The organism is Arthrobacter sp. H-02-3 (assembly GCF_003097355.1).
In the GTDB taxonomy this organism is placed as follows: Bacteria; Actinomycetota; Actinomycetes; order Actinomycetales; family Micrococcaceae; genus Arthrobacter; species Arthrobacter humicola.
The window spans coordinates 68,212-95,033 of sequence record NZ_PYUI01000002.1 but is presented as its reverse complement, the minus strand read 5'-3'; the positions used below and the strand labels follow the sequence as shown (position 1 = coordinate 95,033).

The window sequence follows — 26,822 nt, the reverse complement described above, 5'->3', positions numbered from 1 at the left end:
CGCTGGCCGCGGCGGTCCGGGCTCCCGGACCGCCCGGCCGGGCGTCTAAAGGAGGCTGCGCAGTACGTGCGCGGCGCCGTCGTCGTAAACCGACTTCGTCACCTCATCGGCCGCGGCAATCACTTCCACCGGGGCCTGCCCCATGGCCACACCGCGGCGCGCCCAGGTCAGCATCTCGATGTCGTTGCGGCCGTCGCCGACGGCGATTGTGCGGTGTGCTTCGATGCTGAGCCGGCCGCGGAGGTGTTCCAGCGCGCTGGCCTTCGTGACGCCGGCGGCGGCAATGTCCAGCCACGCCGTCCAGCCCACCGAATAGGTCACGCCGGCAAGCCCGATGTGGCGGATCGCGGCGTTGAACTCCTCCGGGGTGTTCTCCGAGCTGAAGACCACCACGCGGACGGCGGTTGCCTCCAGCATGGTCTGGAAGTCGACGCCGACCGCCTCGACGCCGAAGCTGGCGTCCTGGAAGCGCTCGGTGGACAGGAAGTTGCCGGATTCGTCCTCGAGGGCGTATTTGGCCGAGGGCAGCCGCTTGCGCAGGGCGCGGAGGGCCGGACCGGGGTCGAAGGTTGCCTTGTGGATTACCTCGTAGCCGTCGGACAGTCCGGAGTCGACGCGCAGGATCACGCCGCCGTTGGAGCAAACCGCGTAACCGTTCTCGATCCCGATGTGCTCGATGACCGGCAGCGTGGCGTTGAGCGAGCGGCCCGTGGCGATCGTGACGTGGTGGCCCGCGGCCACGACGGCCTGGGCGGCCTCGCGGACCGGGACCGACATGTGGCCGTCGTGATCCACCAGGGTGCCGTCGACATCCAGGGCGACCATCATCTTGTCGCCGGGGCTCTTCGGGGCCGTGTTGTTCCGGGCCTCGGTGTTCTGCAAGTTGTTCTCGTGTGTGGTGCGCCGGTCATCGTTGCCGGCGACTGAGGATTCAGTCATGGTTGTCATCTCACAAGTAGAGCAGAGACCCCCGACTGCCGCTAGGACTCAGGCCACAGCAGGGCGTGAATTTGCGGTAAACACCCACAGCCTGTCCACAGTGTGAATGTTTACCCGGCGGCGGGCGGAGGCCCGGCTGGTAGTTAGGGGTCGGTGGTTAGAGAACGGGGAAGACCGTCATGCCGCCGAGGTACTTCTGCAGGGCGGCGGGGACGTTGACAGAGCCGTCGGGGTTCTGGTGGTGCTCCAGGATGGCGACGATCCAGCGCGTGGTGGCCAGGGTTCCGTTGAGCGTGGCCACGGCCCGGGTGCCCTTGGGCGCACCGTCCTCGTTCAGGACACGCTCGCGGATGTTCAGTCGGCGGGCCTGGAAGGTGGTGCAGTTGGACGTCGAGGTCAGTTCCCGGTACGCGCCCTGGGTGGGGACCCAGGCTTCGCAGTCGTACTTCCGGGCCGCGGAATTGCCCAGGTCCCCGGCAGCCGTGTCAATCACGCGGTACGGGAGCTCGCACTTGGCCAGCATTTCCTCTTCCCACGCCAGGAGGCGGGCGTGCTCGGCAGCCGCCTCTTCGACCGTGGTGTAGATGAACATTTCGACCTTGTTGAACTGGTGGACCCGGATGATGCCGCGGGTGTCCTTGCCGTGCGAGCCGGCCTCGCGGCGGTAACAGGAGCTCTGGCCCGCGTAGCGGATGGGACCCTCCGACAGGTCCAGGATCTCGTCGGCGTGGTAGCCGGCGAGGGCCACTTCGGAGGTGCCCACAAGGTAGAGGTCGTCTTCGGCGAGACGGTAGATCTCGGCGTCGTGCTTGACGTCGAAGCCCGTGCCCTGCATGGTTTCCGGGCGGACCAGGGTGGGCGTGATCATGGGGACGAACCCGGCCTCGATCGCCTGGTCCATGGCCATCTGGAGCAGCGCCATTTCCAGCCGGGCGCCGACGCCGCGCAGGAAGTAGAAGCGTGAACCGGACACCTTCGCCCCGCGTTCCATGTCGATGGCCCCGATCAGCTCGCCGATCTCCAGGTGGTCCCGGGGCTCGAAGTCGGGGAATTCGCGTGGCGTGCCGACGGTCTTGACAACGATGTAGTCGTCCTCGCCGCCGGCCGGGACGCCGTCCTCGATCAGGTTGGGGATGGTGCGGAGCAGCTCCTCCTGGGCCGCCTGGGCTACATCGGCCTCGGCCGATGCGGCCTTGACGGAGGCGGCAAGGACCTTGACCTCGGCGAGGAGGGCCTGCTTTTCCTCGCCCTTGGCCTGCGCAACCTTCTTGCCGAACACGTTCTGTTCGGCCCGCAGGTTCTCGAACCGGATCAGCGCCGCGCGCCTGGCCGAATCCGCGGCGATGATCGCGTCCACCGCGGATTCGTCGGCGCCGCGGGCGCGCTGGCTGGCACGGAACTTGTCCGGGTTTTCGCTGAGGTCTTTTACGTCGATCACCAGACAAGAGTATCCAATCCGGCCGGCGTTACCGGGCAAGCAGGTCACGGGGCGCTGGCGGGATACTGTTGGATTACAATGCGCGACTGGCTGCTCTACCTCGTCATCGCTGGGGTCCTGGCGTTTGCCGCCTCCAGTTGGTGGGGGGTGCGCCGGCTGAGGGCCAAGCACACCCGCAGTGCCGTGTGGGAGCAAACCCACAGCCCGGACCTGGAGCGGCAGAAGGTTGCCGTGGTCCTGAATCCCATCAAGGCCCGTTCGGCAGAGGCGCGGGCACTCATTGAAGCGGCGTGCGCCGAGGCCGGCTGGGAGCCGCCCCGCATCTTTGAAACCACCGCCGAGGACCCCGGATTCTCGCAGGCGCGGGCGGCGGTGGCCAGCGGGGCCGACGTCGTCCTGGCCGGCGGCGGGGACGGGACGGTGCGCGTCGTGGCCGAGGTCCTTGCCGGGACGGACACCGCCATGGGCCTGATTCCGCTCGGCACCGGCAACCTCCTGGCCCGCAATGTGCATCTGGAGGTCAACGACCTCCAGGGCAACGTGCACGCGGCCCTATTCGGTCACCAGCGGTTCATCGATACGGCGCGGATGACCGTGGAGAATGCGCGGACCGGGGAGTCAGCGGAGCACACTTTCCTGGTGATCGCGGGCATGGGCATGGACGCCGAGGTGGTCAGTGATACCAATGACGGTTTGAAGAAGGCCGTGGGCTGGCTGGCGTATACGGAAGCCGGGGTGCGGCACCTCCCGGGGCGCCGCAAGAAGGTCTCGATTGGGCTGGATGACCAGCCTGAGCAGTCGCGGAAGATCCGCAGTGTGTTGTTCGCGAACTGTGGCCTGATTCCCGGGGGAATCGACTTTATCCCGCAGGCCATGATCGATGACGGGATGCTCGACGTCGTGGTGATGAGCCCGCGCAGTGCAATCGGTTGGCTGGCGATGTACACAAAGATCGTGCTGAAGCACAAGAAGGATCTGCCGGTCATGACGTATTACCGTTCCGGCAAGATCACCATCCGGTGCTCCGAACCCATGCCTACCCAGATCGACGGCGATCCTTCCGGCGAGGCCACGACGGTCACCGTCCAGGTGGCCCCGGGATCCCTGCTGGTCCGGGTCAAGGACGGGGCGGGAGGCGACTAGGCCCCCGCCGGTTAGTCTGACGGCGGCTCCTCTGAGGGGGACTAGGCGCTGGCGGCCTTCTTGGCGTCTGCGGCCTTCTTCGCATCTGCTGCAGCTTTGGCGGCCCTGGCCTCGGACTGCTCACGGATCATTGCCTGCTCTTCTTCAAAGCGCAGACGGTCCGCGCGGTCGGCGTCGTCGCCGTCCCAGTCCTGGTTGTCAGCTGTCGGCTTGGGATTGACAATCATTCCCTGGCCGTCATTGTCTGTGCTGGTTCCTGACATGACCCGCTCCCTCCGGTAGAGGACTTCCCCAATATGGATCAGGCAAGCATACGCACAGTTGGGAAGCGGTGGAAGTGCACCAGAAGGCATTTGCCTACGCTCTGGGCGAAGCCCCCGGGGTATATTCCGCCACGGCAGATGCGCCACTCAGTATGTCTCTGACCCATGCATGCGCGGCCCGGAATGCTTGGTCCGAGGTATGCGGCGCCACGATGCTGCGGTGGCCGTCCGCACGCTGGTAAGAGCCGAGGAAGCGAGTGGCCGGGCTGATGCGGTGGAGACCCGCGAGCGCGTCCGCCACCCGGGCATCGGCCACGTGGCCGTCGGCATCAATGCTGAAGAAGTAATGGCCCAGATACTGCCCGGTGGGGCGGGATTCGATCCGGCTCAGGTTGACACCGCGGGTGGCGAACTGGTCCAGGATCTCCATCAGCGCACCGGGTCGGTCCTCGGGCAGTGGGACCACCACCGTGGTCTTGTCCGCTCCCGTGCGGGCGGGCAGTTCGCCCGGGCGGCCCACCAGCACGAACCGGGTGACGGCGCCGGGGTTGTCGCCGATGTTTTCGGCAAGAACGGACAGGCCCGGCTGTTCCTGGGCCACGATCGGGGCGCAGATCGCGGCATCGTAGTGGACGCCGTCCGCGTCCAGCAGGCCCATGGCGGCCGCGGCGGTGGAAGACCCGGGAATGTATTCCGCATTAGGAATATTGGCGTCCACCCAGAGCCTGCACTGGGCCCAGGCATGGCCGTGGGTGGAGACGCGCCGAATGTCCCCGATCTCCACGCCCGGCCTGGCCACTAGGACGAAGCTGATGGGCACCAGTGCCTCCCGGAGGATCCTGAGTTCCTGGCCGGTGGCGATGGCGTCGAGGGTCGCAGTGACGCCGCCCTCGACGGAGTTCTCGATCGGCACCATGGCCGCATCGGCGGAGCCATCCCGCACTTTGTCCAGCGCCGTGTTGACATTCGAGGCCGGAATGCGGATGGCGTGCGCCGCGTCCGGAACCTGCATCAGGGCCGCCTCGGTGAAGGTCCCCTCGGGGCCGAGGAATGTGTACGTGACGGTTGGTGCGGGCATCGGCTTTTCCTTCTTCGGTTACAGGATGACTGGCTTGAGGCCGTTGTCGGACACGAGCGGCATGCCGGTCTCTACCCACTGGTCCATGCCGCCGGCCACGTTCAGCGCGGAATATCCCATGCCGACGAGCCACTGGGCGGCCCGGTGGGAGCGGCCACCTGTACGGCAAATGACATAGACGTCCTCGTCCGGGTCGAGCTCCTCGAGCCGGGCGGGCAGCTGGTCCAGGGGAATGTGCAGGGCGCCCTCGGCGTGGCCCGCGACCCATTCATAGTCCTCGCGGACATCAAGGATCTTGGCACCATCGGGGATGCCAGACACGCTGACGGTGTGGAAGTCGCTCATGTTCGCCCTTTCCGCAGATTTCAAGGTCCGTTCCCAGCGTATCCCCCGCCGCTGGCCGAGCGCCCCCGCAGTCGGCACGTTACGCTTCTGGAGAGCGCAAAGGAGACCTCATGGCTGCCAAACACCCCGCGGAGCGGTCTGTCCGCGGTTCCCGCCGCGGGACATGCCCTCCCCTCGCCGCCAGGGTTGGGCATAATGCCAAAGTGCCCGCCCGCAGTCCCCAACAATGGACATGTCCTCCCCTCGTCGGAGCGGCCGCAGGGCACACCATGCCTGCCGAACGGTTCCGGGACGGCCTGGAGCCCCGTTTCTTTGGCTGAAATCCACGAGCTCTCTGCTGTTCAACTCCGGGATGCACTCCGTTCCGGGGAGCTCTCCGCCCGGCAGGCCGCCGATCATTTCCTGGACCGCATCGAAGCCCAAAACGCGCACCTCGGGGCCTTCATCACCGTCACCGCCGACCAGGCCCGGAAGGATGCCGCAGCCGCAGACCAACTCCATGCCCTCCGAAGCCATGCCCCGAGCGACGGCGGCCTGCCGCCGCTGCACGGCATGCCGCTCGCATTCAAGGACCTGACAGATGTGGCAGGGGTGATCACCACGCATGGGAGCGCCGCTCTGGAGCACAAACCGGCGCTGACGGACGGCGCACTCCCCGCCGTGCTCAAGACCGCGGGGGTGGTGTCGCTGGGCAAAACGCAGGTCCCGGAATTCGGCCTGACAGCCTACAGCGAGAACCGGATCGCCCCGCCGTCGCGCAATCCGTATGCCCTCAGCCGCAGTTCAGGCGGATCCTCGGGCGGCAGCGCTGCCGCGGTGGCCGCGGGGCTGCTGCCGTTTGCCCCCGGATCCGACGGCGGCGGCTCCGTGCGGATTCCGGCCGCCGCCTGCGGACTCATCGGGTTGAAGCCCGGCCGCGGGCTCGTGCCGGCCGGGGAAAGCTCAGGCGATCCGGCCCAGCTTGTGGTTGCCGGCCCGCTCGCCCGCTCCGCCGCCGATGCCGCCCTGATGCTCGATGCCCTGGTGCCCGGCCCGGCAGATGCCAGCTACCTCGAATTGACCGCCCGGGAGCCGGACCGGCTGCGGATCGGCGTCAGCCTGGACAGCCCGTGGCAGACGTTTTTCCCATTCACCCCGGACCGCGAGGCGCTCGATGCGCTGGCCGACGGCGTCGCACGGCTGGAGGCGTCCGGCCACGAGACCTCGGAGGCGGCGATCCGCTATGACAACCGCTACCCGGATGCCTTCACCACTGCCTGGACCGCCGGCGTCGGCAGCGCGCGAATAGCACCCCAGCGCGAGGCACTCCTGACCCCGCTCACCAGGACGTTCCGGCGGCGCGCGCAGCAGCGCAGTACGTCCAAGCTCAATGAATGCCTCGGGTTCCTGCGTCAATTCCAGCGGGACACGATCGCCCAGTATGCCCGCTGGGACCTCATCGTGACCCCGGCCCTGGCGCAGACGCCCCGGCCGGTGGGCTGGTTCACCGGCGCGGCCCACGGCGTCGGCTACTGGCCGGCCGCTGAATGGGCGGGCGACGCCGACGGCGACTACCGCAAGCAATGCGAATACGCGCCGTGGTCCTCCATGGTGAACGTCTGCGGCCTGCCGGCCATCACGGTCCCCGTGCACTGGACCGGCGGCGCTCCGGGTTCCGGCCTGCCGATGGGCATTCAGCTGATCGGGCCGATGGGCTCCGAGGGGCTGCTGCTGCGGGTGGCCGCCCAGCTGGGTTTCTAGGCCGGGGTTATTCGTGTCCGTGCGAGGACGCTGACCGCGCCAGATCCCCGCCGTCGTGTACCGACCCGGTGGTGGTCCGGATCGCGATGCCGTCCAGGTTCGGCAGAGCGTGGCCGAGGCGGTGCCTGGCATCCGCGGCGATCTGTTCGGCTGCGGAGACCGGCATGTCTGCGACCTGGATACTGGCGTTGCCCTGGAGGCGGTGGCCGATCCAACGCAGTTGCAGCGCCGGGACGGCGTCCACGCCGGGGGTGGAGGCCAGGGCCGACCGTGCCCTGTCAACAAGGTCCGGTTCAATGCCGTCCATCAGGCGCCGGCCGATGCTGCGGACCGTTCCCCACAACAGGATGACAATGGCTGCCGCGATCAGCAGACCAACGATCGGGTCGGCCAGCGGGAACCCGGCCCACACGCCGATCACGCCCAGCACCACGGCAAGCGACGTGAAACCGTCCATCCGGGCGTGGACACCGTCGGCCACCAGTGCGGCGGAGCCGATCTTCCGGCCGATCCGGATCCGGTAGATGGCCACGGCTTCGTTGCCGGCGAAGCCCACCAGACCCGCTGCCGCAACCCACCACAGGTTCTGCAGCGGCTGGGGATTCAACAGCCGGTCGATCGACTGCCACCCGGCCACGACGGCGGAGAGCGCGACGACCACAACGATGAAGAGCCCGGCCAGGTCCTCGGCACGCCCGAAGCCGTAGGTGTAACGGCGGGTCGCCGGCCGGCGGGCCAGCAGGAACGCGATCCACAGCGGCACAGCCGTCATGGCGTCGGAGAAGTTATGGATCGTGTCCGCGAGGAGTGCCACCGAACCGCTCATCAGCACCACGATGAATTGAAGGACAGTCGTGCCAAGAAGCATGAAGAGGCTGATCTTCACCGCCCTGACGCCGTGTTCACTCGCCTCAAGGGCGTCGTCGACAGAGTCCGCGGCGTCGTGGGTGTGCGGGACGAACAATCCGTACAGGAAGCCCTTGATCCCCGTCGGATGCTCATGGGAATGGCCGTGCCCATGGTCATGATCATCGTGGCCGTCGTGCCCGTGGCTGTGGTGGTCATGATCGTGGTCATGATCATGGTCATGGCCGTGGTCCTCGGACCCGTGATCATGGCTGCCAGCGTCCGGCTGTGCGTGCACGGGCGCTGTCGCCCCGGGACGGTGGAGGTCATGGGATTCGGTCACGATAGGTCCGCGCTTTCGGGGTGGTGGTGGTGGCGGGGGGTTCCCCCCAGTGAGTGTTCGGCCTGGAAGATGGCGTCGGTAACGAGCTGGCGGGCGTGCTCGTTCTCCAGGCGGTAGAAGACGCGTGTTCCGTCTTGCCTGGTGGTCACCAGGCGCGCGAGGCGCATCTTTGCCAGGTGCTGGGAAACGGCCGCCGGAGATTTGTGGACGATCTCGGCCAGCTGGTTGACCGGCAGTTCGCCCTCGCGCAGGGCAAGAATAATCCGGACACGCGTGGCGTCGGCGAGCATGGCAAAAATCTCAACGGCGAGTTCGACATACTGGCTGTCCGGCTCGCGCCCGCATATCTGCTTATCTGCATCCATACGCAGATTATTTCACACTTGTTGCCCCATTGCATCGACCAGCCGGGCCCGGGTCGATGGGCCTGAGGAGTTCGCCGGCAGCACACGGGCAGCACAGCGGCGTCCGGCACTTCTCCAGGCGCCCGTGGACATGTCCGGCCGTGGTGAGGGGCGTTGGACATGTCCGGCGCCGGCCCGGGGACATGCTCCTCCATCGCGGCGAGACGTGGGCACAATGCCATCATGTCCACGCGCGGGTGCCAGGAATGGGCATGTCCCCCCACGGGCCGTTCAGCAGATCCCCGGTTCCGCGAACTGCCGCACCCACACCCGCTGCCGCTACCCGCGGAAGTAGCCCGCGACGTCGGCGATGATCTGCACCGAGGCGCTCGACGTATTCGTAATTTTGATGTTGCCGTCCGGCCCCACGGGAACCACGGCGAGGTCAGCGACGATCTGTCCTGGCAAATAGAACAGGCTTGAGACTTTCGGGGTGGAGGACCCCGAGGCGAATGCGGTGAGGAGTCCGTAGGACTTGCCCGCGGTGGCCGTCACGTTGACCACCACGGCGGCCACGGTGGTGGGTATCCCCTTGACGCCGCGCACATGGAAAGTGACCGACCCTCCCGCCGGGACAGCTCCTGAAGAGAGCCGCGTGTCCAGGAACCGGGTGGGCGCCAGGGCTGCGAAGGCACCGGCCTGGACCGGTTTGCCGGACAGGTAATACCCCTCGACGTCGGCAATGACCTGCGCCGACCCGGACGACGTGTTCGAGACTGTTACCTTCCCGTCGGTCCCGAGCGGGACCACGACGAGGTTGGACACGGTCTGCCCCGCCGAGTAGTTCAGAGTGGACGGGCTCGGTTTCGAGGACCCCGCGGCGTATGCGGTCAGGAAGCCGTACGACTTTGTCTCGGTCGCCGTGAGGTTCAGGACCACCGCCGAGGCATTCGTGGGGATCCCCGATTTCCCGCCAGCCATGAAGGACACCGAGCTTCCGCCGGAAACGGCCCCGGAAGACTTCCGCGTGTCCAGCAGGCGGGCGGGCGCCACGGCACTGAACGTCCCGGGCGACGACGGCGTGCCGGCATGGAAATACGCGGACACACTCACAATCAGATGCACGGAGCCTGACGAGGAGTTGGTGAGCGTCAGCCGGCCGTCCGTGCCGACGGGCACCGTAGCGAGGTTCGAGACGGTCTGCCCGGCAACGTAGTTCAGATTCGAGGTCCCGGGTTTGGCCGTCCCCGAGGCATAGGCGGTGATGACCCCGTGCGACGTCGGCGACGTCGCGGTCAGGTTGACCACAACCGCGGACACGCTGGTCGGCACACCCCTTACGCCGGCTACCCGGAAGGAAACCGACCCGCCCGCAGCCACGCGCCCCGGCCAGATCCTGGTATCGAGGAATCGCGTCGGGTCCATCGCTATGGCCCGGCCCGCACAGTTCGGCACAGTGAGCGCGGGGGTGGCGACCGCGGACGCCTGGGTGTTCGCGGCCGCCTGCCGGTACGCGGCCAGGTATGCCCGTCCCAGATATTCGATACCCACCCGGGAGAAATGGGTCGTGTCCCCCGAATTCAGGGCACACGCCAGCGAGGGCGCGAAGCCGGTGTAGGCGACGCGGCCCGGCGTTTGGTAGTGACTCGCGTCCACATTGGCCCTGCCCGGCGTGGCCGCGATGCCCTCCGGCGACATGCGCCCGAGGACGAACGGCAGCTTCGGGGCCGACAGCCGGTCCCGGAAGAACGCAATGAGCTGGTCCAGCTTGGCGCTGTAGGCCGAAGTGCTTGTGGAGGAATTGCTCTCGCCCTGATGCCAGAGAATGCCCTTGAGCTCCACCGCATAGCCGGCCGTCTTCGCCGCCGCGAGGCCGCTCAACGTCTGCTTAACGGCCAGTGTCGGCAGATCGTAGTCCGGGGCCGAAGCCGCACCGACGGACCAGGTCAGTGTCCCTGGCGCGCCGGTGAATCCGGTGTCGCCGTGCGCCGCCGGGATGATGAGGACCCCGACGTCGGCGGGCTGGGTCTTCAGGTATTCCCTGGCCATCGTGGTGGCGGGGGAAAGGCCGCTGGGGGTGTCGTGCATGTCCAGCGGGACCGAGGCGGCCCGCAAGGTGCGGGTCTTAGCTCCGAACTGGAAGATGCGCGGGTCTTCAACGTCTGCCGCGCCATCGATGGGAAGACCTCGCCCGGACATGTTCGACTGCCCGACCGCGAGAAACACGTGCAGAGTGGTGATGGCCGTTGCAGCCCGCGCCGGCACGACGCCCGCCGTCATCAGGGCGAAGACCGCGAGACCGATCAGGACACGGTGGAGGCTCCGGGCCGTGGGCCGCGCCGGGGGCCTGCAGCCCGGGTGCCGGGGCTGCCGTGGCCCAGAGGCCGCCGTTGAGGAAGGTAATGTCCGCACCGGCGGCCGCGCCGCGTTCGGGGGACGACAAAGCTTGCCCCAACCAGCCATGGACCACACTCTTGCCGAGCCACCTTGGGGTTTTCTTGCCCCCGCCAAATGGACGCTGGCTCCGGCCGGCGGCTATCGTTCACTCAAAATCGACGAGGCCGCGAAAGAGGATCGATGAAGATCACCGGTGCAGTACTTGAGGAAATCGGCCGCCCGCGCCCCTTCACGGAATCCAGGCCGATCAGCATTTGCGAGCTGGATCTGTCCGCTCCCGGGCCCACCGAGATCCTCGTTCGGCTGGAGGCCGCCGGGATCTGCCACTCGGACCTGAGCGTTGTCGATGGCAACCGGGTCCGGCCGGTGCCCATGCTGCTGGGCCACGAGGCGGCGGGCCGGATCGTCGAGGTGGGGTCCGGCGTCGGGGATCTGCAGCCCGGTCAGCGCGTAGTCATGTCCTTCCTGCCCCGGTGCGAGAGCTGCGCGAACTGCGCCGAGGACGGCCGGCTGCCCTGCACGGCCGGCTCGAAGAGCAACAACGACGGAACCCTGCTGCACGGGTCCCGGCACTTGAGCCGAGGCGGGGAGCCCGTCCACCACCACTTGGGTGTCTCGGGATTCGCCACATACGCCGTGGTGGACCGCGCCTCGGCCGTGCCGGTGGACGACGACATCCCGGCAGACATTGCGGCGGTCCTGGGCTGCGCCGTGCTGACCGGCGGCGGCGCCGTGCTCAACGCGGCCCGGCCCCGGCCGGAGGACAGCATCATGATCGTCGGCCTGGGCGGGGTGGGCATGGCGGCCCTCATCACCGCCGTCTCCCAAGGAATCTCGCGGATCATCGCCGTGGACACGCTGGAGCAGAAACTCGACCACGCCCGCCGCCTCGGTGCCCACGAAACGTACACGCCGCAGCAGGTCCTCGACGGCGGGGTTAAAGCCAGATTCGTGATCGAGTGCGCCGGCAATCCGCGCGCCTTCGAAACCGCCTTCGCCGCCACCTCCCCCGGCGGCACCACCGTGACGGCCGGGCTGCCCTCCCCCGACGCCCGCGCCCAGCTGCCGCCTCTGACAATCACCGCAGAGGCAAGGACGATCGTGGGGAGCTACCTTGGCTCCGCTGTCCCGTCGCGGGACATCCCGAAATACGCCCAGCTGTGGCGGGACGGGAAGCTGCCGGTCGAGGAACTGATCTCGGACCGCATCGCTCTGGCCGATATCAACCGGGCCATGGACCAGCTGGCAGACGGGCACGCCATCCGGCAGATCATCATGTTCGACGCCGGCGGTCCCGCCTGACGGCCGGCTCCGGGCCAAACCGGAGCCCTGACCGGAGGGGGGGTGGGGCGGCGTCCACACGACCGAACAGCGGGAAAATAGGGGCGAAACACCGTCGGGGTTACTTGCCCCGGGGCGCCGCGAATGTGACAATCGCGCGTCATAATGTCAGCATTAAGTAAATGAGCACAACTCATTTAGAAACTCGCCCCGCTACAACGCCCGGCGATACCTCGTTTTTTGGCCACCCAAAGATGCTGGCCAGCCTCTTCTCCGTAGAAATGTGGGAGCGCTTCTCCTTCTACGGCATGCAGGGAATCCTGCTCTACTACATGTACTTCTCGGTCGAGAAGGGCGGCCTCGGGATTGAGCAGGGCCTGGCCGCCAGCCTCGTCGGCGCGTACGGCGGCGGCGTCTACCTCTCCACGATCCTGGGCGCGTGGCTCGCTGACCGGCTGTTCGGCTCCGAGAAGGTGTTGTTCGGCTCTGCCATCATGATCATGGGCGGCCACATCGCGCTGGCCCTCGTGCCCGGCGTCCCCGGCCTGATCGCCGGCCTGGTGCTGGTGGGCGTCGGTTCCGGCGGGCTCAAGGCCAATGCCACCGCCCTTGTCGGCAGCCTGTACGGCGAGAAGGACGAACGCCGCGATGCCGGTTTCTCCATCTTCTACATGGGCATCAACGCCGGCGCGCTGATCGGCCCCCTCGTCACCGGCTGGCTGCAGGAAAGCCAAGGCTTCCACTGGGGCTTCGGCGCTGCGGCCGTCGGTATGGCTGTGGGCCTGACCGTCTACGCGCTGGGACGCAACAAGCTCCCCGCGCAGACCCAGCGGGTTGCGCATCCCCTCCCGGCTGCGCAGCGCAAGCAGTACGGACTGATCTTCGTCGGCATCGCCGCGGTCATCGCCGCGCTGTTCATCTCGGGCACCGTGAACGCCGAGAACCTGGCCACATCCATGGCGTACGCCGCCATCGGCGCGTCGGTGGTCTACTTCACCCTGATCTTCCGGAGCAAGAAGGTCACCGCCACCGAACGCGGACGGGTGGCAGCGTTCATCCCGCTGTACATCGCCTCGGCCGCGTTCTGGGCCCTGTTCCAGCAGCAGTTCACCTTCATCGCGGTGTACTCGGAGGAGAAGCTGGACCGCAACTTCTTCGGCTGGGAAATGCCTGCCGCCTGGGTCCAGTCCATTAACCCGGTGTTCATCATCATCTTCGCCGGCGTCATGGCGGCCCTGTGGACACGGCTCGGCCGCAAGCAGCCGGGATCGGCGCTGAAGTTCTCCATCGGCCTGTTCGTGATGGGCCTGGCCTTCCTGGCCTTCATTCCGCTCTCCGGCGACGGCAAGACTCCGCTGCTGGCTCTGGCGGGAATCCTGCTGCTGTTCACGCTGGCGGAATTGTTCCTGTCCCCCATCGGGCTGTCCGTCACGACCAAGCTGGCGCCGAAGGCCTTCCACACCCAGATGGTGGCGTTGTTCTTCCTGTCCGTGTCCCTGGGCACCACACTGGCCGGCATTCTGTCCGGCCTGTACAACCCGAATGACGAGCTGCCGTACTTCATCGGTGTGGGCGGAACGGCCATCCTGCTGGCCGTCGGCATGGCGGCTGCCTCGCCGGCCATCAAGAAGCTCATGGGCGGCGTACGCTGACCCGATGAGCTCCGCACATCGCGTCCCGGTTGCAGCGCGCGTCTACGTCCCCGCCCCAGGCGAGGCGTCCGACGTCGAACTCATGCCGGCGGGCGATGTCACCGACGGTGTGGTGCGGGTTGGCGGAACCATCCGCCGCCCGCACCAGCCGCAGTCCCTGGCCGGGTACCTCGATTGGCTGGAAGACGCCGGTTTTGAGGGCTCTCCCCGGTTCCTGGGCCGGGACGATCAGGGCCGGGACGTCCTGACCTTCGTGCCCGGACAATGCGCCGGGGCCCTGCCGGAAGCCTGGGCACAGTCTGCGGACCTTGTGGCCTCGGTGGGCCGCCTGGTGCGGCGGCTCCACAGGGCGTCGGCGGGCTACGTGCCGCGGGACCATCCGTTTCCGCGCAGTCCGTTTCCGCGCAGTCCGGTCCGCCCGGACCCCACTGAGGCTTCCAGGCTCATCTGCCATCTGGACGTAACGCCGCAGAACGTGGTGGTCCGGGACGGTCTGGCCGCCGGTTTGGTGGATTTCGACCTCGCCGGACCGTCCACGGCCTTCCACGATTCGCTCAACACCGCCATGCACTGGGTGCCGCTCCGCGACCCGTCCGACGCATGGCCGGGCTGGGAGGACCAGGATCCGTTCCGCCGGCTGCGCCTCTTCGCCGACGCCTACGGCTGGTCCGAGGAGGAACGACGCCGGGTGCCAGGTGCCGGGATCGACGCCGCGGAGCTGAGCTACGAACGGATGCGGCACAACGCCGCGACGCTGGGCGGCGGCTGGGCCCGGATGTGGCAGGACGGCGTGGGCGGGCTCATCAATCGACGGCGGGGCTGGCTTGAGGCCAATGCCCGCCCGCTGGTGGCCGCGCTGACACGCTGAGCCTCCGGCGGCAGCCGCGGCCGCCGGCCCGGGTACGGCGCAACCGGCGCGGGACGCCGTCCTTAGACTCCGTAGCCGCGACTGCGCGCACTGCCGATGACCAGTCCGAAGATGACCATCACCAGCACCGTGACGGCGATCGCCACATACCCCATCACGAGACCGGCGATCGCCATGCCCCGGCCCGCCGGTTCGCGCCGCAGGGCCAGGTGTCCCAGGATGACCGCAGCCAGCTGCGGGAGCAGGAAGAACCCGAATCCCACCAGTGCGGCGATGCCGCAGCACATGCTGGCAATGCTCAGGCCTTTCGGCGCTGCCGGCACGCTGTAGTAGGCGGGCTGGCCGTAGGCGTTCGCGCTGCCCGGCTGGGCGTACGGCGACTGCTGGCCGTACTGCTGGGCCGGCTGACCGTAAGCCCCCTGGCCGGGCGCATACGGCGTCGTGCCGGACTGGCCGTAGATCGGCGGGTACGGGCTGGAGAACTGGCCTTGATCCTGTGCGGGCTGGCCGTAGTGCTCCTGCCCGGGCTGCCGGCCCGCGGAGGGCTCTTGCGGGTAGTCCGGCTGTTGCGGCGGCTCGGGCTGCGCGAACTGGTGCGTCGCCGGTTGGCCGGCCTCCTGCCCGGTCGCCTGGCCGGGTTCCTGGCCGACGGGCGGTGCCTGCGGCGGAACGTCCGGCTGGTGGTCCGGGAGACGCAGCGTCGGCTGGTAGCCCTCGGGCATCCCGTCTTTGCCTGGCCCGGCTTTGCTCTCGTCTTTACCCTGTTGTGGCTGTTCAGTCATGGCGTGTCCCCTCAAGAAGTCCCTGGATCCAGACTACCGCCGGAGGGTTGCGTTGGGGCCGGCCCGGTCTGCGGCTTTCTTGCGTCACAGGAGCGGGTTTGGCGCGAAAGCGTGTTGCACCCCGCCGTCGTCTGGCATGCTGGTGCCATGGCTAGCCGCGCGGGCACAGTTGCCCAACCCCAAGACCTTGTTGACCTCACTGCGCTTTTGGATGCGTACTACGACGTTTCGCCGGATCTCACGGACCCGGGCCAGCGGGTGGCCTTCGGCACCTCCGGGCACCGTGGTTCGAGCCTGAAGGCGTCCTTCAACGAACCGCATATCCTCGCCATCACGCAGGCGATCGTGGAATACCGTGCGGGCCAGGGCATTACCGGGCCCCTCTACATGGCGAAGGACACCCACGGCCTGAGCGAACCGGCCCAAAACTCCGCCCTCGAGGTGCTGGCCGCCAACGGCGTGCACGTCCTCATCGACGCCCGCCACGGCTACACACCCACCCCTGCCCTGAGCCACGCTATCCTCACGCACAACCGCAACGCCGGCCCGGGCGCACCGCAGGCCGACGGGATTGTGGTGACCCCCAGCCACAACCCTCCCGGCGACGGCGGATTCAAGTACAACCCCCCGCACGGCGGCCCTGCGGACACCGACGCCACCGGCTGGATCGCCAACCGCGCCAACGAGCTCCTGGAAAACGGCCTGCGCGGCGTCAAGCGGATCCCCGTGGCCGACGCCCTTGCCGCCGGGACCACCGGAAAGTTCGACTTCCTCAGCAGCTACGTGGATGACCTCCCCTCCGTCCTGGACCTCAACGCCATCCGTGAGGCCGGCGTCCGGATCGGCGCGGACCCCATGGGCGGGGCGTCGGTGGACTACTGGGGCGAGATCGCCGAACGCCACCACCTGAACCTCACGGTGGTGAACCCGACCGTTGACCCGCAGTGGGCCTTCATGACCCTGGACTGGGACGAGAAGATCCGGATGGACTGCTCCTCGCCGTTCGCGATGGCGTCGCTGATCGGCCGGATGTCCGACGGGGCGAAGTTCGACGTCGCCACCGGCAACGACGCCGACGCCGACCGCCATGGCATCGTCACACCTTTTGTTGACGGTCAGGGCGGGCTGATGAATCCGAACCACTACCTCGCCGTCGCCATCGACTACCTGTACCGGCACCGCACCGGCTGGAACCCGCAGTCCGTCATCGGCAAGACCCTGGTGTCCTCTTCGATGATCGACCGCGTGGCCGCGAGCCTGGGCCGCAAGCTCGTGGAGGTTCCCGTGGGCTTCAAGTGGTTCGTCCCGGGCCTGCTGTCCGGCGAAGGGGCCTTCGGCGGCGAGGAATCCGCGGGCGCGTCCTTCAATAAGATGGACGGCAGTGTTTGGACCACCGACAAGGACGGAATCCTGCTGGCCCTGCTGGCCTCGGAGATCACGGCCGTCACCGGCAAGTCGCCGTCGCAGCTCTACAAGGGCCTCACGGACCAGTTCGGCGACCCCGTCTATGCCCGGATCGATGCCGCCGCCACGCGCGAACAGAAGGCCGCACTGGGCAAGCTGTCGTCGTCGGACGTCACCGCCACCGAACTCGCCGGCGAAACGATCACCGCCAAACTGACCGAGGCGCCGGGCAACGGCGCGGCGATCGGCGGCCTGAAGGTGGTCACCGAAAACGCCTGGTTCGCGGCGCGGCCCTCCGGTACGGAGGACGTGTACAAGATTTACGCCGAATCCTTCAAGGGCGCCGAGCACCTCAAGCAGGTCCAGGCCGAGGCGAAGGCCCTGGTGGACGGGGTTATTTCGTAGTTCCGCCGACCGCGGCCACCACGGCGCGGTCCCTGCCAAGCGTCTTTGCCTGGTAGAGGGCCGCGTCGGCCGAGGCCACTACAGCGTCGAGGCCGCCCGGTCCGGCATCGGTGGATGCAATACCGTAGCTCACTGTCGGCAGCCGGGGAATGACTTCCGAGCCGGATTCCTGAAGCCGGAGGCTGATGTCGGAGGTGATTTCCCGGGCCTGTTCCGGTGTGACGCCCGGGAGCAGGAGGATGAATTCCTCGCCGCCGTAGCGGCCCACGAGATCGGTGGAGCGGACGGTGCCGGCGCAGGCTCCGGCGAACGCCTGCAGGGCGGAGTCCCCGGCCGAGTGGCCGAACTGGTCGTTGATCGTCTTGAAGTGGTCCAGGTCCGCGAGGATCAGCGAGGCCGTGGTTCCGGTGCGCCGCAACCGGCGCAGTTCGTTGCCCGCGAGGTCGAGGAACGCTGAGCGGTTCAGCAGGCCGGTGAGGCCGTCCACGGTGGCGCGTGCCCGGAGGTCGCGAGTCTGTTGTTCATAGCTCAGCTCGGCCATCGTGAACGAGGCCACCACCAGGGTGACCGTCGAGAACACGGTCATGGGCGCGGAACCGAAGAACGATGTGAAGACCGCCCCGCCCGGCCCGTCCGTCAAAAAGGCGATGAGGCGGCCCAGGTAGAAGACGGCCAGGATGCCGGCGCCCACGGCGAGGGGCCGGTGCACGCGCGAGTAGTCGCGCTCAAGCAGGAACAGCTCCCGGGATCCCATGCCGATCAGCACGGCCATCAAGGCCAGGTACACCGGGCCTCCGGCCCAGATGTTTGTGGCCGGGTGGTCGAACACCGACACGACGCCGACGACGCCGGGACCGGCCGCGAGCTGCCAGGGCCGGGGTGAGGGTGCCCGCAGCGAGCGGGCGCCAGCCCAGATGCTGGCCGCGCCGGCGACCAGCAGGATGTTGCCGGCGGGGTTGGACCAGGCCTGGTACACCGTGCCGTCCAGCAGGTACGCGGCGTTGCCGACCAGGAACAGCAGGAGGGCCATGCACCACCAGCCGCTGTAGGCGGAGCGGGTGCGCCGGAAGGTAATGAAGTAGAAGAGCATGAGCAGCGTGAGGTCGACCAGCGCCAAGGCAACCCGCAGTGTGGCGGTGTCAAGCATCATCTAGTGGCCCCCCGGTCCGCTGTAATTTGCCCGCAATGCGTCACTTCACCGTCGAATAACCGCCGAAGTTGACCCAAGTATGGCACCCGTCGTCGGGAAAGCCTCGTGGTGGCCACGATATGACGTGCGGATTCTTGTTGCCGCCGTTCCGGGGCTTATGCCGGGCCGTCGGTCCACAGCGTGAGGATCCGCCGGGTGGAGTGCCCGCCGCCGGGCGCCATGTCCACGAGTGCTATCCGGTCCAGCGCGACGGCGTCGCCCTCGCGAAGCCGTCTGTCGCCGTGGTGGGAGACATGCGGGCGGTACCCTGCCAGGGTATAGGCGGGTGTAGGGATCCTGCCGGGCAGCTGCTCCACGATCCCGACCAGGGCATTGTGCAGGGCCTGCAGGTGCTCGTTGGGTTCGATCAGGTTGACCGGGATGGACCCTGCCCGCCCGAACCGCGCTTCCCCGCCTACCCTCACCCGGCAGCCCAGGGCCGCGGCCACGGGGTCCGCCATGAGCGCGGAGATCTTCGCGGCGAGCGGATCGCCGGAGCCGGGTGGCGTCTCGATTTGTGCGCCGGCCGCTGCCTGGGGTTCGACGACGTCGAACTTCACCAGGGTGATGTGCAGCGGCCAGTCGTCACGGGGAAACTCGAGTCCCTCGACAACCGGTTCCACAAAGGCCACCGCGATCAGGTTCCGCATGGGAAAAGTGTGCCACGCCCGGCGGTCGGAGCGGCGCCCGGATCCTGACCGGGGTCGGCGACGTCGCGAACGCCCCGTGCCGGAGGCGGCGGTGCGGACTAAAATGGGAAGTGGCCCCGGATGCAGGCCATGCGCTGAACCGCAGAAATGCGTCCCGTGTGCCTCCGGCCTGTCCCCCATGGTGCCGGAGGCACCTCCGCGGGAAAACAGTGCCGGAGGCACCTCCGCGGGACAGTGCCGGTGGTGCTCAGACAGTCCTTAGACGGTGCGGACGACGTCCTCGTAGGCGAACTTCGGCTTGGCCGCACCCCAGGCGTCCGCACCGGGCTGGCCGATGTTGACCACCAGGAAACTCTTCTGGCTGCCGTCGGGGAAGAATGCGGCGTCGATGGCGGCGAAATCCGCGCCCGTCATGGGACCGGCGGCGAGGCCCAGGGAGCGGACCGCGAGGATGAAGTAGCCGGCCTGCAGGTGGGCGTTGTTGTTGCCCGTGGCCGCGGCAAGGTCAGGGGCGGCGTCGTACATGGCTTTGGGGGCGTTGTAGCCGGGGAGGAAGTTGTCCCACTGGTCCTGCCAGGCGGTGTCGTAGCTCAGGACTGCGACGAGGGGCGCCGATGCCGTCTTGGCGCGGTTTCCGGCGGAAAGTGCGTCCACAAGCGTGGCCCGGGCTTCATCCGAGCGCACGTACGTGACGCGCAGCGGCTGTGAATTGAAGGCGGTGGGACCGAACTTCGTCAGTTCGTAGATGGCACGGGCCTGATCGTCGGTAACGTCGCCGGTGAAGGCGTTCGCCGTGCGGGCCTCGGCAAAGATGGCGTCCACCGCTGCGGCGTCGATTACTGCTTCTTCATGGGCGATCGTCATTCGCGTCCCTTTCGCTGGGCCGGCGCACCGTCAGGCTGCTGGCGTCTCCTGCTGTCCATAGTTGCAACTTCAACTAGCAGCGCTTGCTTCCCGCTGCGCCCTGTGATGTCCGGCACAGCAATGCAGGGTGCGCAGCCCCGTTGCAAGGCCTATCAAGGCAGACAGGAGCCTGACACGGCCTCTTAACGAGCGGTGATCTCTCCGGCGAGATGGCCGACAGCGAGGCCCGCGTGCACCCGGACTGCATCAACCAGGCAATCGTCGTCCGCATAAAACCCGGGGCTATGGTTCGGGAACAGCCCGCGGCCACCCTCCACCGGCCTTAGCTGGTCGCCATCGATCCGCGTGTCCTGGACCCCGTAGCTGAGGTACGCGCCGCCGTAGGCGTTGACGAACTCCGACACATCGTCATAGCCAAGCGTCACGGGCACCTCGACGATCCTCTCCCGGCCGACAATCCTGCCAAGGGCGGGCAGGATTGCATCAATCCACTCCCTCTGGTTGATGACTCCCGGAACAGATTGCAGGAACTCAACATCGGCCGTGCAGCCGAAGGCCTCCGCTTGGTGCATGGCCAGCCGGCGCATCCCCTGCTGGACTGCAGCCATGTCGGCGTCGATAGTGCAGCGTATGGTTCCGAACAGGGTGACGGTCTGCCCGATGATGTTGAACCGGCCGACGTCCTGGACGTGGCCAATGCTGACGGATGTCGCGTGCTGCGCGGGAACCTGCCGGTAAAGCTCGCCGACTCCGCCGATGATGCCTGCAGCCGCGGGCATCGGGTCGATTCCCATCCACGGGGTGGAGCCGTGCACCTGCCTTCCTGTGACGGTGACCCGCACGACGCACGACGCCGCATAGGAGATTCCGGCACGGTAGCCGACGACCCCGGCGGGCAGCGGCCCGACGTGCATGCCGAAAACCATGGTTGGTTCGGGGTCGGCCAGGGCTCCCGCCGCGAGCATGGCGCGGGCTCCGCCGGTCTCATCCAGCGGCGGCCCCTCCTCGGCGGGCTGGAAAATGAACAGCACAGTGCCGGGCAGCCGATCTCGCATGTCCGCCAGGACGCTTGCCGTCGCAAGGACAACCGCGGTGTGACAGTCATGGCCGCATGCGTGCGCGACCGGGAAAGGCCCGCCAGGATAGCTGTCGTCGACGGTCGTCGACGCAAACTCGACGCCCGTCGACTCGGCCACCGGGAGGGCATCCATGTCCGCCCGCAGGGCAGCGACCCTCTCCCCCGGCAACAGACCGCGAAGGACTCCGACGACGCCGTGTCCGGCGATGCCTGTACGGACCTCGTCGAGACCGATCGAACGGAGGTGATCAGCGACCAGGGCGGAGGTCTCACTCTCCCGGTTGGAGAGCTCGGGATGCTGGTGGACCCGGTGACGGAGCCGGATCAGCTCGTCGCGGCGTGCCCGGGCCAATCGGTCGATCTGGGAGTCGAAGTCCGCTGACATCACCCAACACTCCTTCCACCGGCCTTCCCCGGAGTATGGCCGGACTCCCCGGAAAACGCAACGGTCGCCGACGGCCACTCCCCATATCCGCGCCCGGACCTGTCGCGGCGCCGGACGGCGCCGGACGCGCCCGGCCTGCGCGGTAAAGTTGCCTGGAAGATTCCTTCCGCTCCGGCCCCACATTCTCTGAAAGGCTCCCGGCAATGAGCATGCTCGGCACCAAATGGAAGCTCCACGGCACCGGCAAGTCCGTCCGCCCCGGTGAGGTCGTCAGGCCGGATGAGCGGCTCACCTGGCCGCTGACCATCGGGATCGGGATGCAGCACGTCGTGGCCATGTTCGGCGCCACCTTCCTGGTCCCGATCCTCACGGGCATGCCGCCGGCCACCACCTTGTTCTTCTCCGGCATCGGCACCCTGCTGTTCCTGGTCATCACCCAAGGACGCGTTCCGAGCTACCTCGGGTCAAGCTTCGCGTTCATCGCACCGATCCTGGCCTCGCAGCAGCAGTTCGGCATCCCCGGGGCGCTGGGCGGCGTCGTGCTGGCCGGCGCGGCCCTCGCCGTCGTCGGCGCCGTGGTGCAGAAGTTCGGCGCCGGCTGGATCAACCGGCTCATGCCGCCGATCGTGACCGGCGCGATCGTTGCCCTGATCGGCCTGAACCTGGCGCCCGCCGCGAAGAGCAACTTCGACAAAGCCCCCGTCACTGCCTTCATCACGCTGGCCGTCATCATTGTGGTCAGCGTGTTGTTCCGCGGCATCCTGGGCCGGCTGAGCATCCTGGTGGGCGTCGTGGTGGGCTACCTCGTCGCGATGATCCGGGGCGAAGTGGACTTCGCCAAGGTGGACGGCGCCACGTGGGTTGGCCTGCCGCACTTCCAGACCCCGGAATTCCACCTCGGCGTCGTGGGCCTCTTCGTGCCTGTCGTGCTGGTGCTGGTGGCGGAGAACATCGGTCATGTGAAGTCCGTGTCCGCCATGACGGGCCAGAACCTCGACGGCGTGTCCGGCCGGGCGCTGCTGGCCGACGGCGCCGCCACCATGCTGGCCGGGTTTGGCGGCGGGTCCGGAACCACCACCTATGCCGAGAACATCGGCGTCATGGCTGCCACCAAGGTGTACTCCACCGCGGCGTACTGGGTGGCGGGCATCTTCGCGGTGGTGCTGAGCTTCTCACCGAAGTTTGGCGAACTCATCGCCACTGTCCCCGCCGGCGTCCTGGGCGGCGCGGCCACAATGCTGTACGGCATGATCGGCGTGCTGGGCGTCAAGATCTGGGTCCAGAACAAGGTGAACTTCTCCAACTCGATCAACCTGACCACGGCCGCCGTGGCGCTGATCATCGGCATCGCGAACTACACGTGGACCGTCGGCGACCTGACGTTCAACGGCATCGCGCTCGGCTCGGCCGCCGCGCTGGTGATCTACCACGGCATGAAGGCGATCGCGAAGGCACGCGGCACGGTGGCGGAGCCCGAAACGGAGGATCCGGCGTCCCTTGCGACGGCGGCGGTGAAGGCCGCTGCGAAGCGCGCACCGAAGAAGCGCCGCTAGCGGCATCCCCCGTTACCGCCCCGCTCCGCCGGAGCGTCCTGCTCCGGACTCTCTTGCACTTGTCTTGCACTTGTCTTGGTCTTCTGCGCCGAACTGGCTCAGGCCCGGCGCTCCGGCCGGATGCGTCCCGCCGTCGGGGTACAGCTCAGAGGCCCTTGCCCCCCGGTGACGGGCAGCACCACGCCGGAAATGTAGGGCTGCAGGAACTGCGGGTGCTCCAGACCGGGCAGAGCGGATTCCTGACGGTCGCCGGACTGGTGGGCGCGTCGGTCTATCTGCGGGAGAAGGGATCCCCCGAGTCCGAGCCGGTGGCCGAACCGCACTACGAGACGGGCGCCTGACCCCCGCGCCCATCGGTCAGCGGGTTGCGGACCCGGCGTTCAGCGCTTTCTCCGCTCCTCCTTTCGTCGCCCCTGCTGTCGGAGCCGCCGTCAGGCCCCTTCGAGGACCTGGCTGGTGGCCCACGCAAGGTACTTTGCAGCGTTGGCGACAGCGTCGTCGGGGCTCGCGGCGACATCCAGCAGCTGGGCCGCGGCCACCACGCCGTGCCGGGCAAGGTCCTCCGGGGTGACGAGGATCCGTCCGGCCACCACGATCACCGGTATGCCGCGGGCGCGGGCGGCATCGGCCAGCGCGATGGGCGCTTTGCCGGTCAGCGACTGGCTGTCCATGGAGCCTTCCCCGGTGATGACCAGATCGGCCACCGCGAGCTTTCCGGCCAGCCCGGTGAGGCCGGCCACGAGCTCGAATCCGCCCTCCAGGGCGGCGTTGCTGAAGGCCAGGAACGACGCCGGGAAGCCGCCGGCCGCACCGGCTCCGGGGACGTTGACGTCCCGGCCGGTGGACTCGCGCAGGACCGAGGCCCAGTTGCGCAGGCCGGCGTCGAGCAGCTCCACAGCATCCGCGTCGGCGCCCTTTTGCGGGCCGAACACGTGCGCGGCGCCGTCGCTGCCGAACAGCGGGTTCCGCACGTCGACGGCGATCCTGAACTTCACGGCGGACAGCCGCGGATCCAGCCCGCTGACATCCACCGTCACGACGTCGGCAAGCGACCCGCCGCCGAGGGGTACCACGTTGCCGGCGGCGTCCAGCGGCTTGAGGCCGAGCGCCCGGAGTGCGCCGCTGCCGCCGTCGCTCATGGCCGAACCGCCCACGCCCAGCACGATTTCCGTGGCCCCTGCGTCCAGGGCGGCGGCGATCAGCTGGCCGCAGCCGTAGCTGTGGGCCCGCAGCGCGTTGGCCGGCGTCGGTTCCATGTGCGCCAGGCCGGATGCCTGCGCCGTTTCAATCACCGCAGTGGCCCCGCCGAAGGCGTCCTTGCGGATAGCCCACGCGGCACCGATCGGAGCCAGGATCGGGCCCACGACGGCGTTGAGCCTTTCCTCGTAGCCTGCCGCGACGGCCGCCTCCAGGGTCCCTTCGCCGCCGTCGGCCACCGGAATCTGGATGGCTTCGGCGTCGGGATAGACGCGCAGGGCGCCTTCAGCGATGGCGGAGGCGGCTTCGGCGGCGGTCAGGGAGCCCTTGAACTTGTCTGGGGCGATGAGGATACGCATGGCACTATCCTGCCAGTCCGGAGGGCCCGGCACGCTGACAGGACGCGGTGTTTAGGCCCAGGTCCCGCGCTCCGTGAGGACCGTCTTGAGCAGGTCGGCGCGGTCCGTGACGATCCCGTCGACGCCAAGATCGAGCAAACGGTGCATTTCCGCCGGTTTGTTGACGGTCCAGACGTGCACCTGCAGCCCGTGCCGGTGCGCCCGCCGGACAAAGCCGGGCGTCACCACGGTCACCGCGCCGTAGCGGACCGGTACCTGGAGCGCATGGACCCCCTGCAGGGCCCGACGCGCCACGAAGCCCATCAGCGTCGCCGGCAGTACCGGGCCCAGCAGGACGAACACGGCGTTGGACACGGTGCCCGCAGAGCCCGCGGCCGGCCGGCTCAGCTGCCGAAGCACGGCGCGGCGCCGCCGGTCCGAGAAGCTGGCGACCAGCACGCGGTCGTGCAGCGCATGGCGTTCGATTGCCGAGGCCAGGGCGTCGACGGAATTCCAGTCCTTGACGTCGATGTTGAGCCGGACGTCGGGAAAGGCCGCGATGAGTTCCTCGAACAGCGGGATCGGTTCAGTTCCGCCGATCCTGGCCCGGGCTACGGTCGCGGCGGGCAAGTCGGCGATCCGGCCGCGTTCCTGGGTGACCCGGTCCAGGGTCTTGTCGTGGAAGAGCACCAGCACGCCGTCGGCGGTGGTGTGGACGTCAGTCTCCAGGTGCCGGAATCCGAGGTCGACGGCGGCGCGGAACGCGGCCATCGAGTTCTCCAGCCCGTCCAGGGAGAAGCCGCGGTGGGCCATCGCGAGTGGTGCCCGGGCTGTGTCCTGGTCCCCCGGCACGGCGTGCTCCGGGCCGCCGCCGCGGGTGCCGTCAGGATTCCCGCCGGGGGCAAAGTAGGGGTGCGGGTTCGTCACTCCTGAAGCGTACCCGAGCCCCGATCCGGAGCGGGCTGAGCGGAACGCGGCATGGGCCACCCGGCGTTAGCGGAAGCTGGCGTCAGGAGTCGTGCGGCCGGATTTCGACGCCGTCGCCGCAGTGCAGGAGCGTCCGGCCGCGGCCGCCGTCGAGGTCCACCCAGACGACGCTGTGGTCGGCCGTCACGGCGTCCACCAGGCCGCCGGTCTCGAAACCCGGGGCCAGCCGGACGCTGACACGGTCGCCCTGGCGCAACTGCCGCCAGTGCCGGTCCGGCTCCGCCGGATGCAGAGGTTGGTCGTCCGTTTTGTTGACGCGGTACTTGGCCATGATTTCCCCACTATCGGTCAAACGATCTGTCGCGAGCCTTCAGCCTAGGAGGGCAAGGTGAACGCCAGTTGACCGCCCGCTGGGAATCCGGTGACCGGGACGTCACCGCGGGGGTGCTGTTCGGGAGTGGAACTCAGGGAAGCCGGAGGCCGAGTTCCGCGAGCTTGGCCTCGAGGATCTGGGCGACGCCGTCGTCGTCGAAGTGCGGCGCTTGCTGGCCGGCGGCGCGGATTGCCTCGGGGTGGCCGCTGGCCATGGCGTAACCGTCCCCGGCCCAGCGGAGCATCTCGATGTCGTTGGGCATGTCCCCGAACGCCACAACGTCTGCGGGGCCGATGCCCAGTGAGGCGGCGTATTCGGCGAGGGTCACGGCCTTGTTGACGCCGGGCAGGGACAGTTCGAGCAGGGCCATGTTCGGCGCCGAGTGCGTCGCGGCGGCCAAATGGGCGACGGCGGGGGTCACCTCGGCCAGGAATTCGTCCGCGGTGCCCTCGCGAACGATGGCCATGAACTTCACCACGGAGTCGTTGGCCGTGAGGGTGCTGTGCAGCGGGGCGGGCGTGAATTCGGCCAGCAGCGGGCTTGTGCCGGAGTTGAGGAAGCCCGGTTCCAGGTGGAAGCCGGTCAGCGTTTCGGCGGCGAACAGTGCCGTCGGGCGCAGGCGCCGGATGATGCGGCGGGCCTCGAACACTGCGTCCAGCTCCAGCGCACGGGCTGAGAGCATGCGGTCCGCCTCAAGGTCCCAAACCACGGCGCCGTTGGAGCAGATGACGGTGCCGGCATGCCCCAGCTGGTCCTGCAGGGGGTGGAGCCAGCGCGGCGGGCGGCCCGTGACGAAGACGAGTTCCACCCCTGCGTCGCGGCAGGCGTGGAACGCGCGGACGGTCCGGTCGCTGATTTTTCCGTCATGGCCGAGGATCGTTCCGTCGATGTCGCTTGCTACGAGCCGCATACAGCAAGTCTACGTTGGCCGCGGCGGCCCCGATCCCGCCTGCCGGACGTGGAACTGCGCGGGCCCGTGCGCCGGGGTCGCCGGAAAGTG

Annotated in this window: 25 protein-coding genes; 8 read left to right on the top strand and 17 right to left on the bottom strand. The window is 68.2% G+C overall.

Annotated features, from left to right (window positions below; all coding sequences use genetic code 11):
* Positions 1 to 45: 45 nt before the first annotated feature.
* Positions 46 to 948 (bottom strand): HAD family hydrolase, encoded by a 903-nt coding sequence (locus C9424_RS02835; RefSeq protein ID WP_202615751.1) that lies wholly within the window; start codon positions 946 to 948, stop codon positions 46 to 48.
* Between the two features lie 148 nt (positions 949 to 1,096).
* Entirely contained in the window at positions 1,097 to 2,377 is a 1,281-nt protein-coding gene (gene serS / locus C9424_RS02830) for a serine--tRNA ligase (protein WP_116765435.1), read from the bottom strand.
* A 78-nt stretch (positions 2,378 to 2,455) separates the two neighbouring features.
* Between serS and C9424_RS02825 the strand changes: the two genes are divergently transcribed.
* Positions 2,456 to 3,520, top strand: a complete 1,065-nt coding sequence (locus C9424_RS02825) for a diacylglycerol/lipid kinase family protein (protein WP_116765434.1) — start codon at positions 2,456 to 2,458, stop codon at positions 3,518 to 3,520.
* A gap of 41 nt (positions 3,521 to 3,561) precedes the next feature.
* On the opposite strand, the gene C9424_RS02820 is transcribed toward C9424_RS02825, so the two are convergent.
* The 3 genes from C9424_RS02820 to C9424_RS02810 form a co-directional block, all read right to left on the bottom strand.
* Positions 3,562 to 3,783: a hypothetical protein gene (locus C9424_RS02820; protein WP_091255530.1), complete on the bottom strand. Its 222-nt coding sequence runs from the start codon at positions 3,781 to 3,783 to the stop codon at positions 3,562 to 3,564.
* A 94-nt stretch (positions 3,784 to 3,877) separates the two neighbouring features.
* A complete protein-coding gene (gene pheA / locus C9424_RS02815) occupies positions 3,878 to 4,861 on the bottom strand; it encodes a prephenate dehydratase (RefSeq protein ID WP_116765433.1) in 984 nt (327 codons plus the stop codon).
* An 18-nt stretch (positions 4,862 to 4,879) separates the two neighbouring features.
* Positions 4,880 to 5,206 carry a rhodanese-like domain-containing protein gene (locus C9424_RS02810; RefSeq protein WP_116765432.1) on the bottom strand — a complete coding sequence of 109 codons (327 nt, stop codon included), beginning with the start codon at positions 5,204 to 5,206 and terminating at the stop codon, positions 4,880 to 4,882.
* 312 nt (positions 5,207 to 5,518) lie between these two features.
* On the opposite strand from C9424_RS02810, the gene C9424_RS02805 reads away from it, so the two are divergent.
* Entirely contained in the window at positions 5,519 to 6,946 is a 1,428-nt protein-coding gene (locus C9424_RS02805; protein ID WP_116765431.1) for an amidase, read from the top strand.
* Between the two features lie 7 nt (positions 6,947 to 6,953).
* On the opposite strand, the gene C9424_RS02800 is transcribed toward C9424_RS02805, so the two are convergent.
* From C9424_RS02800 to C9424_RS02790, 3 genes are all read right to left on the bottom strand, one after another.
* Complete coding sequence (locus tag C9424_RS02800) at positions 6,954 to 8,090, bottom strand: cation diffusion facilitator family transporter (protein ID WP_116765639.1); 1,137 nt, start codon at positions 8,088 to 8,090, stop codon at positions 6,954 to 6,956.
* A gap of 41 nt (positions 8,091 to 8,131) precedes the next feature.
* Positions 8,132 to 8,500 carry an ArsR/SmtB family transcription factor gene (locus tag C9424_RS02795; RefSeq protein ID WP_116765430.1) on the bottom strand — a complete coding sequence of 123 codons (369 nt, stop codon included), beginning with the start codon at positions 8,498 to 8,500 and terminating at the stop codon, positions 8,132 to 8,134.
* Between the two features lie 318 nt (positions 8,501 to 8,818).
* Positions 8,819 to 10,705 carry a sialate O-acetylesterase gene (locus tag C9424_RS02790; protein ID WP_161958188.1) on the bottom strand — a complete coding sequence of 629 codons (1,887 nt, stop codon included), beginning with the start codon at positions 10,703 to 10,705 and terminating at the stop codon, positions 8,819 to 8,821.
* Positions 10,706 to 11,056: 351 nt separating this feature from the next.
* Here C9424_RS02790 and C9424_RS02785 point away from each other — a divergent pair, with 351 nt between their 5' ends.
* The 3 genes from C9424_RS02785 (at position 11,057) to C9424_RS02775 (ending at position 14,677) form a co-directional block, all read left to right on the top strand.
* On the top strand, positions 11,057 to 12,178 hold the full coding sequence (locus C9424_RS02785) for an alcohol dehydrogenase catalytic domain-containing protein (RefSeq protein WP_116765428.1): 1,122 nt from the start codon (positions 11,057 to 11,059) through the stop codon (positions 12,176 to 12,178).
* 161 nt (positions 12,179 to 12,339) lie between these two features.
* Entirely contained in the window at positions 12,340 to 13,809 is a 1,470-nt protein-coding gene (locus tag C9424_RS02780) for a peptide MFS transporter (RefSeq protein ID WP_116765427.1), read from the top strand.
* A 4-nt stretch (positions 13,810 to 13,813) separates the two neighbouring features.
* The gene (locus C9424_RS02775; RefSeq protein WP_116765426.1) at positions 13,814 to 14,677 is read left to right on the top strand and encodes a phosphotransferase; all 864 of its coding nucleotides are present in this window, start codon (positions 13,814 to 13,816) and stop codon (positions 14,675 to 14,677) included.
* A 62-nt stretch (positions 14,678 to 14,739) separates the two neighbouring features.
* On the opposite strand, the gene C9424_RS02770 is transcribed toward C9424_RS02775, so the two are convergent.
* Complete coding sequence (locus C9424_RS02770) at positions 14,740 to 15,459, bottom strand: DUF4190 domain-containing protein (RefSeq protein ID WP_116765425.1); 720 nt, start codon at positions 15,457 to 15,459, stop codon at positions 14,740 to 14,742.
* 147 nt (positions 15,460 to 15,606) lie between these two features.
* On the opposite strand from C9424_RS02770, the gene pgm reads away from it, so the two are divergent.
* Entirely contained in the window at positions 15,607 to 17,268 is a 1,662-nt protein-coding gene (pgm, locus tag C9424_RS02765) for a phosphoglucomutase (alpha-D-glucose-1,6-bisphosphate-dependent) (protein ID WP_116765638.1), read from the top strand.
* Here pgm and C9424_RS02760 read toward each other — a convergent pair.
* The 4 genes from C9424_RS02760 to C9424_RS02745 all read right to left on the bottom strand — a co-directional run bounded on the left by C9424_RS02760 (position 17,258) and on the right by C9424_RS02745 (position 21,434).
* Positions 17,258 to 18,418: a GGDEF domain-containing protein gene (locus C9424_RS02760; RefSeq protein WP_116765424.1), complete on the bottom strand. Its 1,161-nt coding sequence runs from the start codon at positions 18,416 to 18,418 to the stop codon at positions 17,258 to 17,260. The two genes, pgm and C9424_RS02760, sit on opposite strands and share 11 nt — an antisense overlap.
* Before the next feature lie 155 nt (positions 18,419 to 18,573).
* Positions 18,574 to 19,107, bottom strand: coding sequence for a 2'-5' RNA ligase family protein (locus C9424_RS02755; RefSeq protein WP_116765423.1), 534 nt, complete (start codon positions 19,105 to 19,107; stop codon positions 18,574 to 18,576).
* Between the two features lie 258 nt (positions 19,108 to 19,365).
* The gene (locus C9424_RS02750; protein WP_116765422.1) at positions 19,366 to 19,971 is read right to left on the bottom strand and encodes a malonic semialdehyde reductase; all 606 of its coding nucleotides are present in this window, start codon (positions 19,969 to 19,971) and stop codon (positions 19,366 to 19,368) included.
* Positions 19,972 to 20,153: 182 nt separating this feature from the next.
* A complete protein-coding gene (locus C9424_RS02745) occupies positions 20,154 to 21,434 on the bottom strand; it encodes a M20 metallopeptidase family protein (RefSeq protein WP_116765421.1) in 1,281 nt (426 codons plus the stop codon).
* Between the two features lie 203 nt (positions 21,435 to 21,637).
* Here C9424_RS02745 and C9424_RS02740 point away from each other — a divergent pair, with 203 nt between their 5' ends.
* Entirely contained in the window at positions 21,638 to 22,987 is a 1,350-nt protein-coding gene (locus tag C9424_RS02740) for a uracil-xanthine permease family protein (RefSeq protein WP_116765420.1), read from the top strand.
* A gap of 155 nt (positions 22,988 to 23,142) precedes the next feature.
* Entirely contained in the window at positions 23,143 to 23,328 is a 186-nt protein-coding gene (locus C9424_RS21605; protein ID WP_133247472.1) for a DUF6766 family protein, read from the top strand.
* Between the two features lie 90 nt (positions 23,329 to 23,418).
* Here the strand turns inward: C9424_RS21605 and C9424_RS02735 are convergent, their stop codons facing one another.
* The 4 genes from C9424_RS02735 to C9424_RS02720 all read right to left on the bottom strand — a co-directional run bounded on the left by C9424_RS02735 (position 23,419) and on the right by C9424_RS02720 (position 26,732).
* Positions 23,419 to 24,543, bottom strand: coding sequence for a glycerate kinase (locus C9424_RS02735; protein ID WP_116765419.1), 1,125 nt, complete (start codon positions 24,541 to 24,543; stop codon positions 23,419 to 23,421).
* Between the two features lie 51 nt (positions 24,544 to 24,594).
* Positions 24,595 to 25,449, bottom strand: coding sequence for a glycerophosphodiester phosphodiesterase (locus C9424_RS02730; protein WP_442862008.1), 855 nt, complete (start codon positions 25,447 to 25,449; stop codon positions 24,595 to 24,597).
* A gap of 82 nt (positions 25,450 to 25,531) precedes the next feature.
* The gene (locus C9424_RS02725; protein ID WP_116765418.1) at positions 25,532 to 25,780 is read right to left on the bottom strand and encodes a hypothetical protein; all 249 of its coding nucleotides are present in this window, start codon (positions 25,778 to 25,780) and stop codon (positions 25,532 to 25,534) included.
* Positions 25,781 to 25,913: 133 nt separating this feature from the next.
* Positions 25,914 to 26,732 (bottom strand): HAD family hydrolase, encoded by an 819-nt coding sequence (locus C9424_RS02720; RefSeq protein ID WP_116765417.1) that lies wholly within the window; start codon positions 26,730 to 26,732, stop codon positions 25,914 to 25,916.
* Between the last annotated feature and the right edge of the window lie 90 nt (positions 26,733 to 26,822).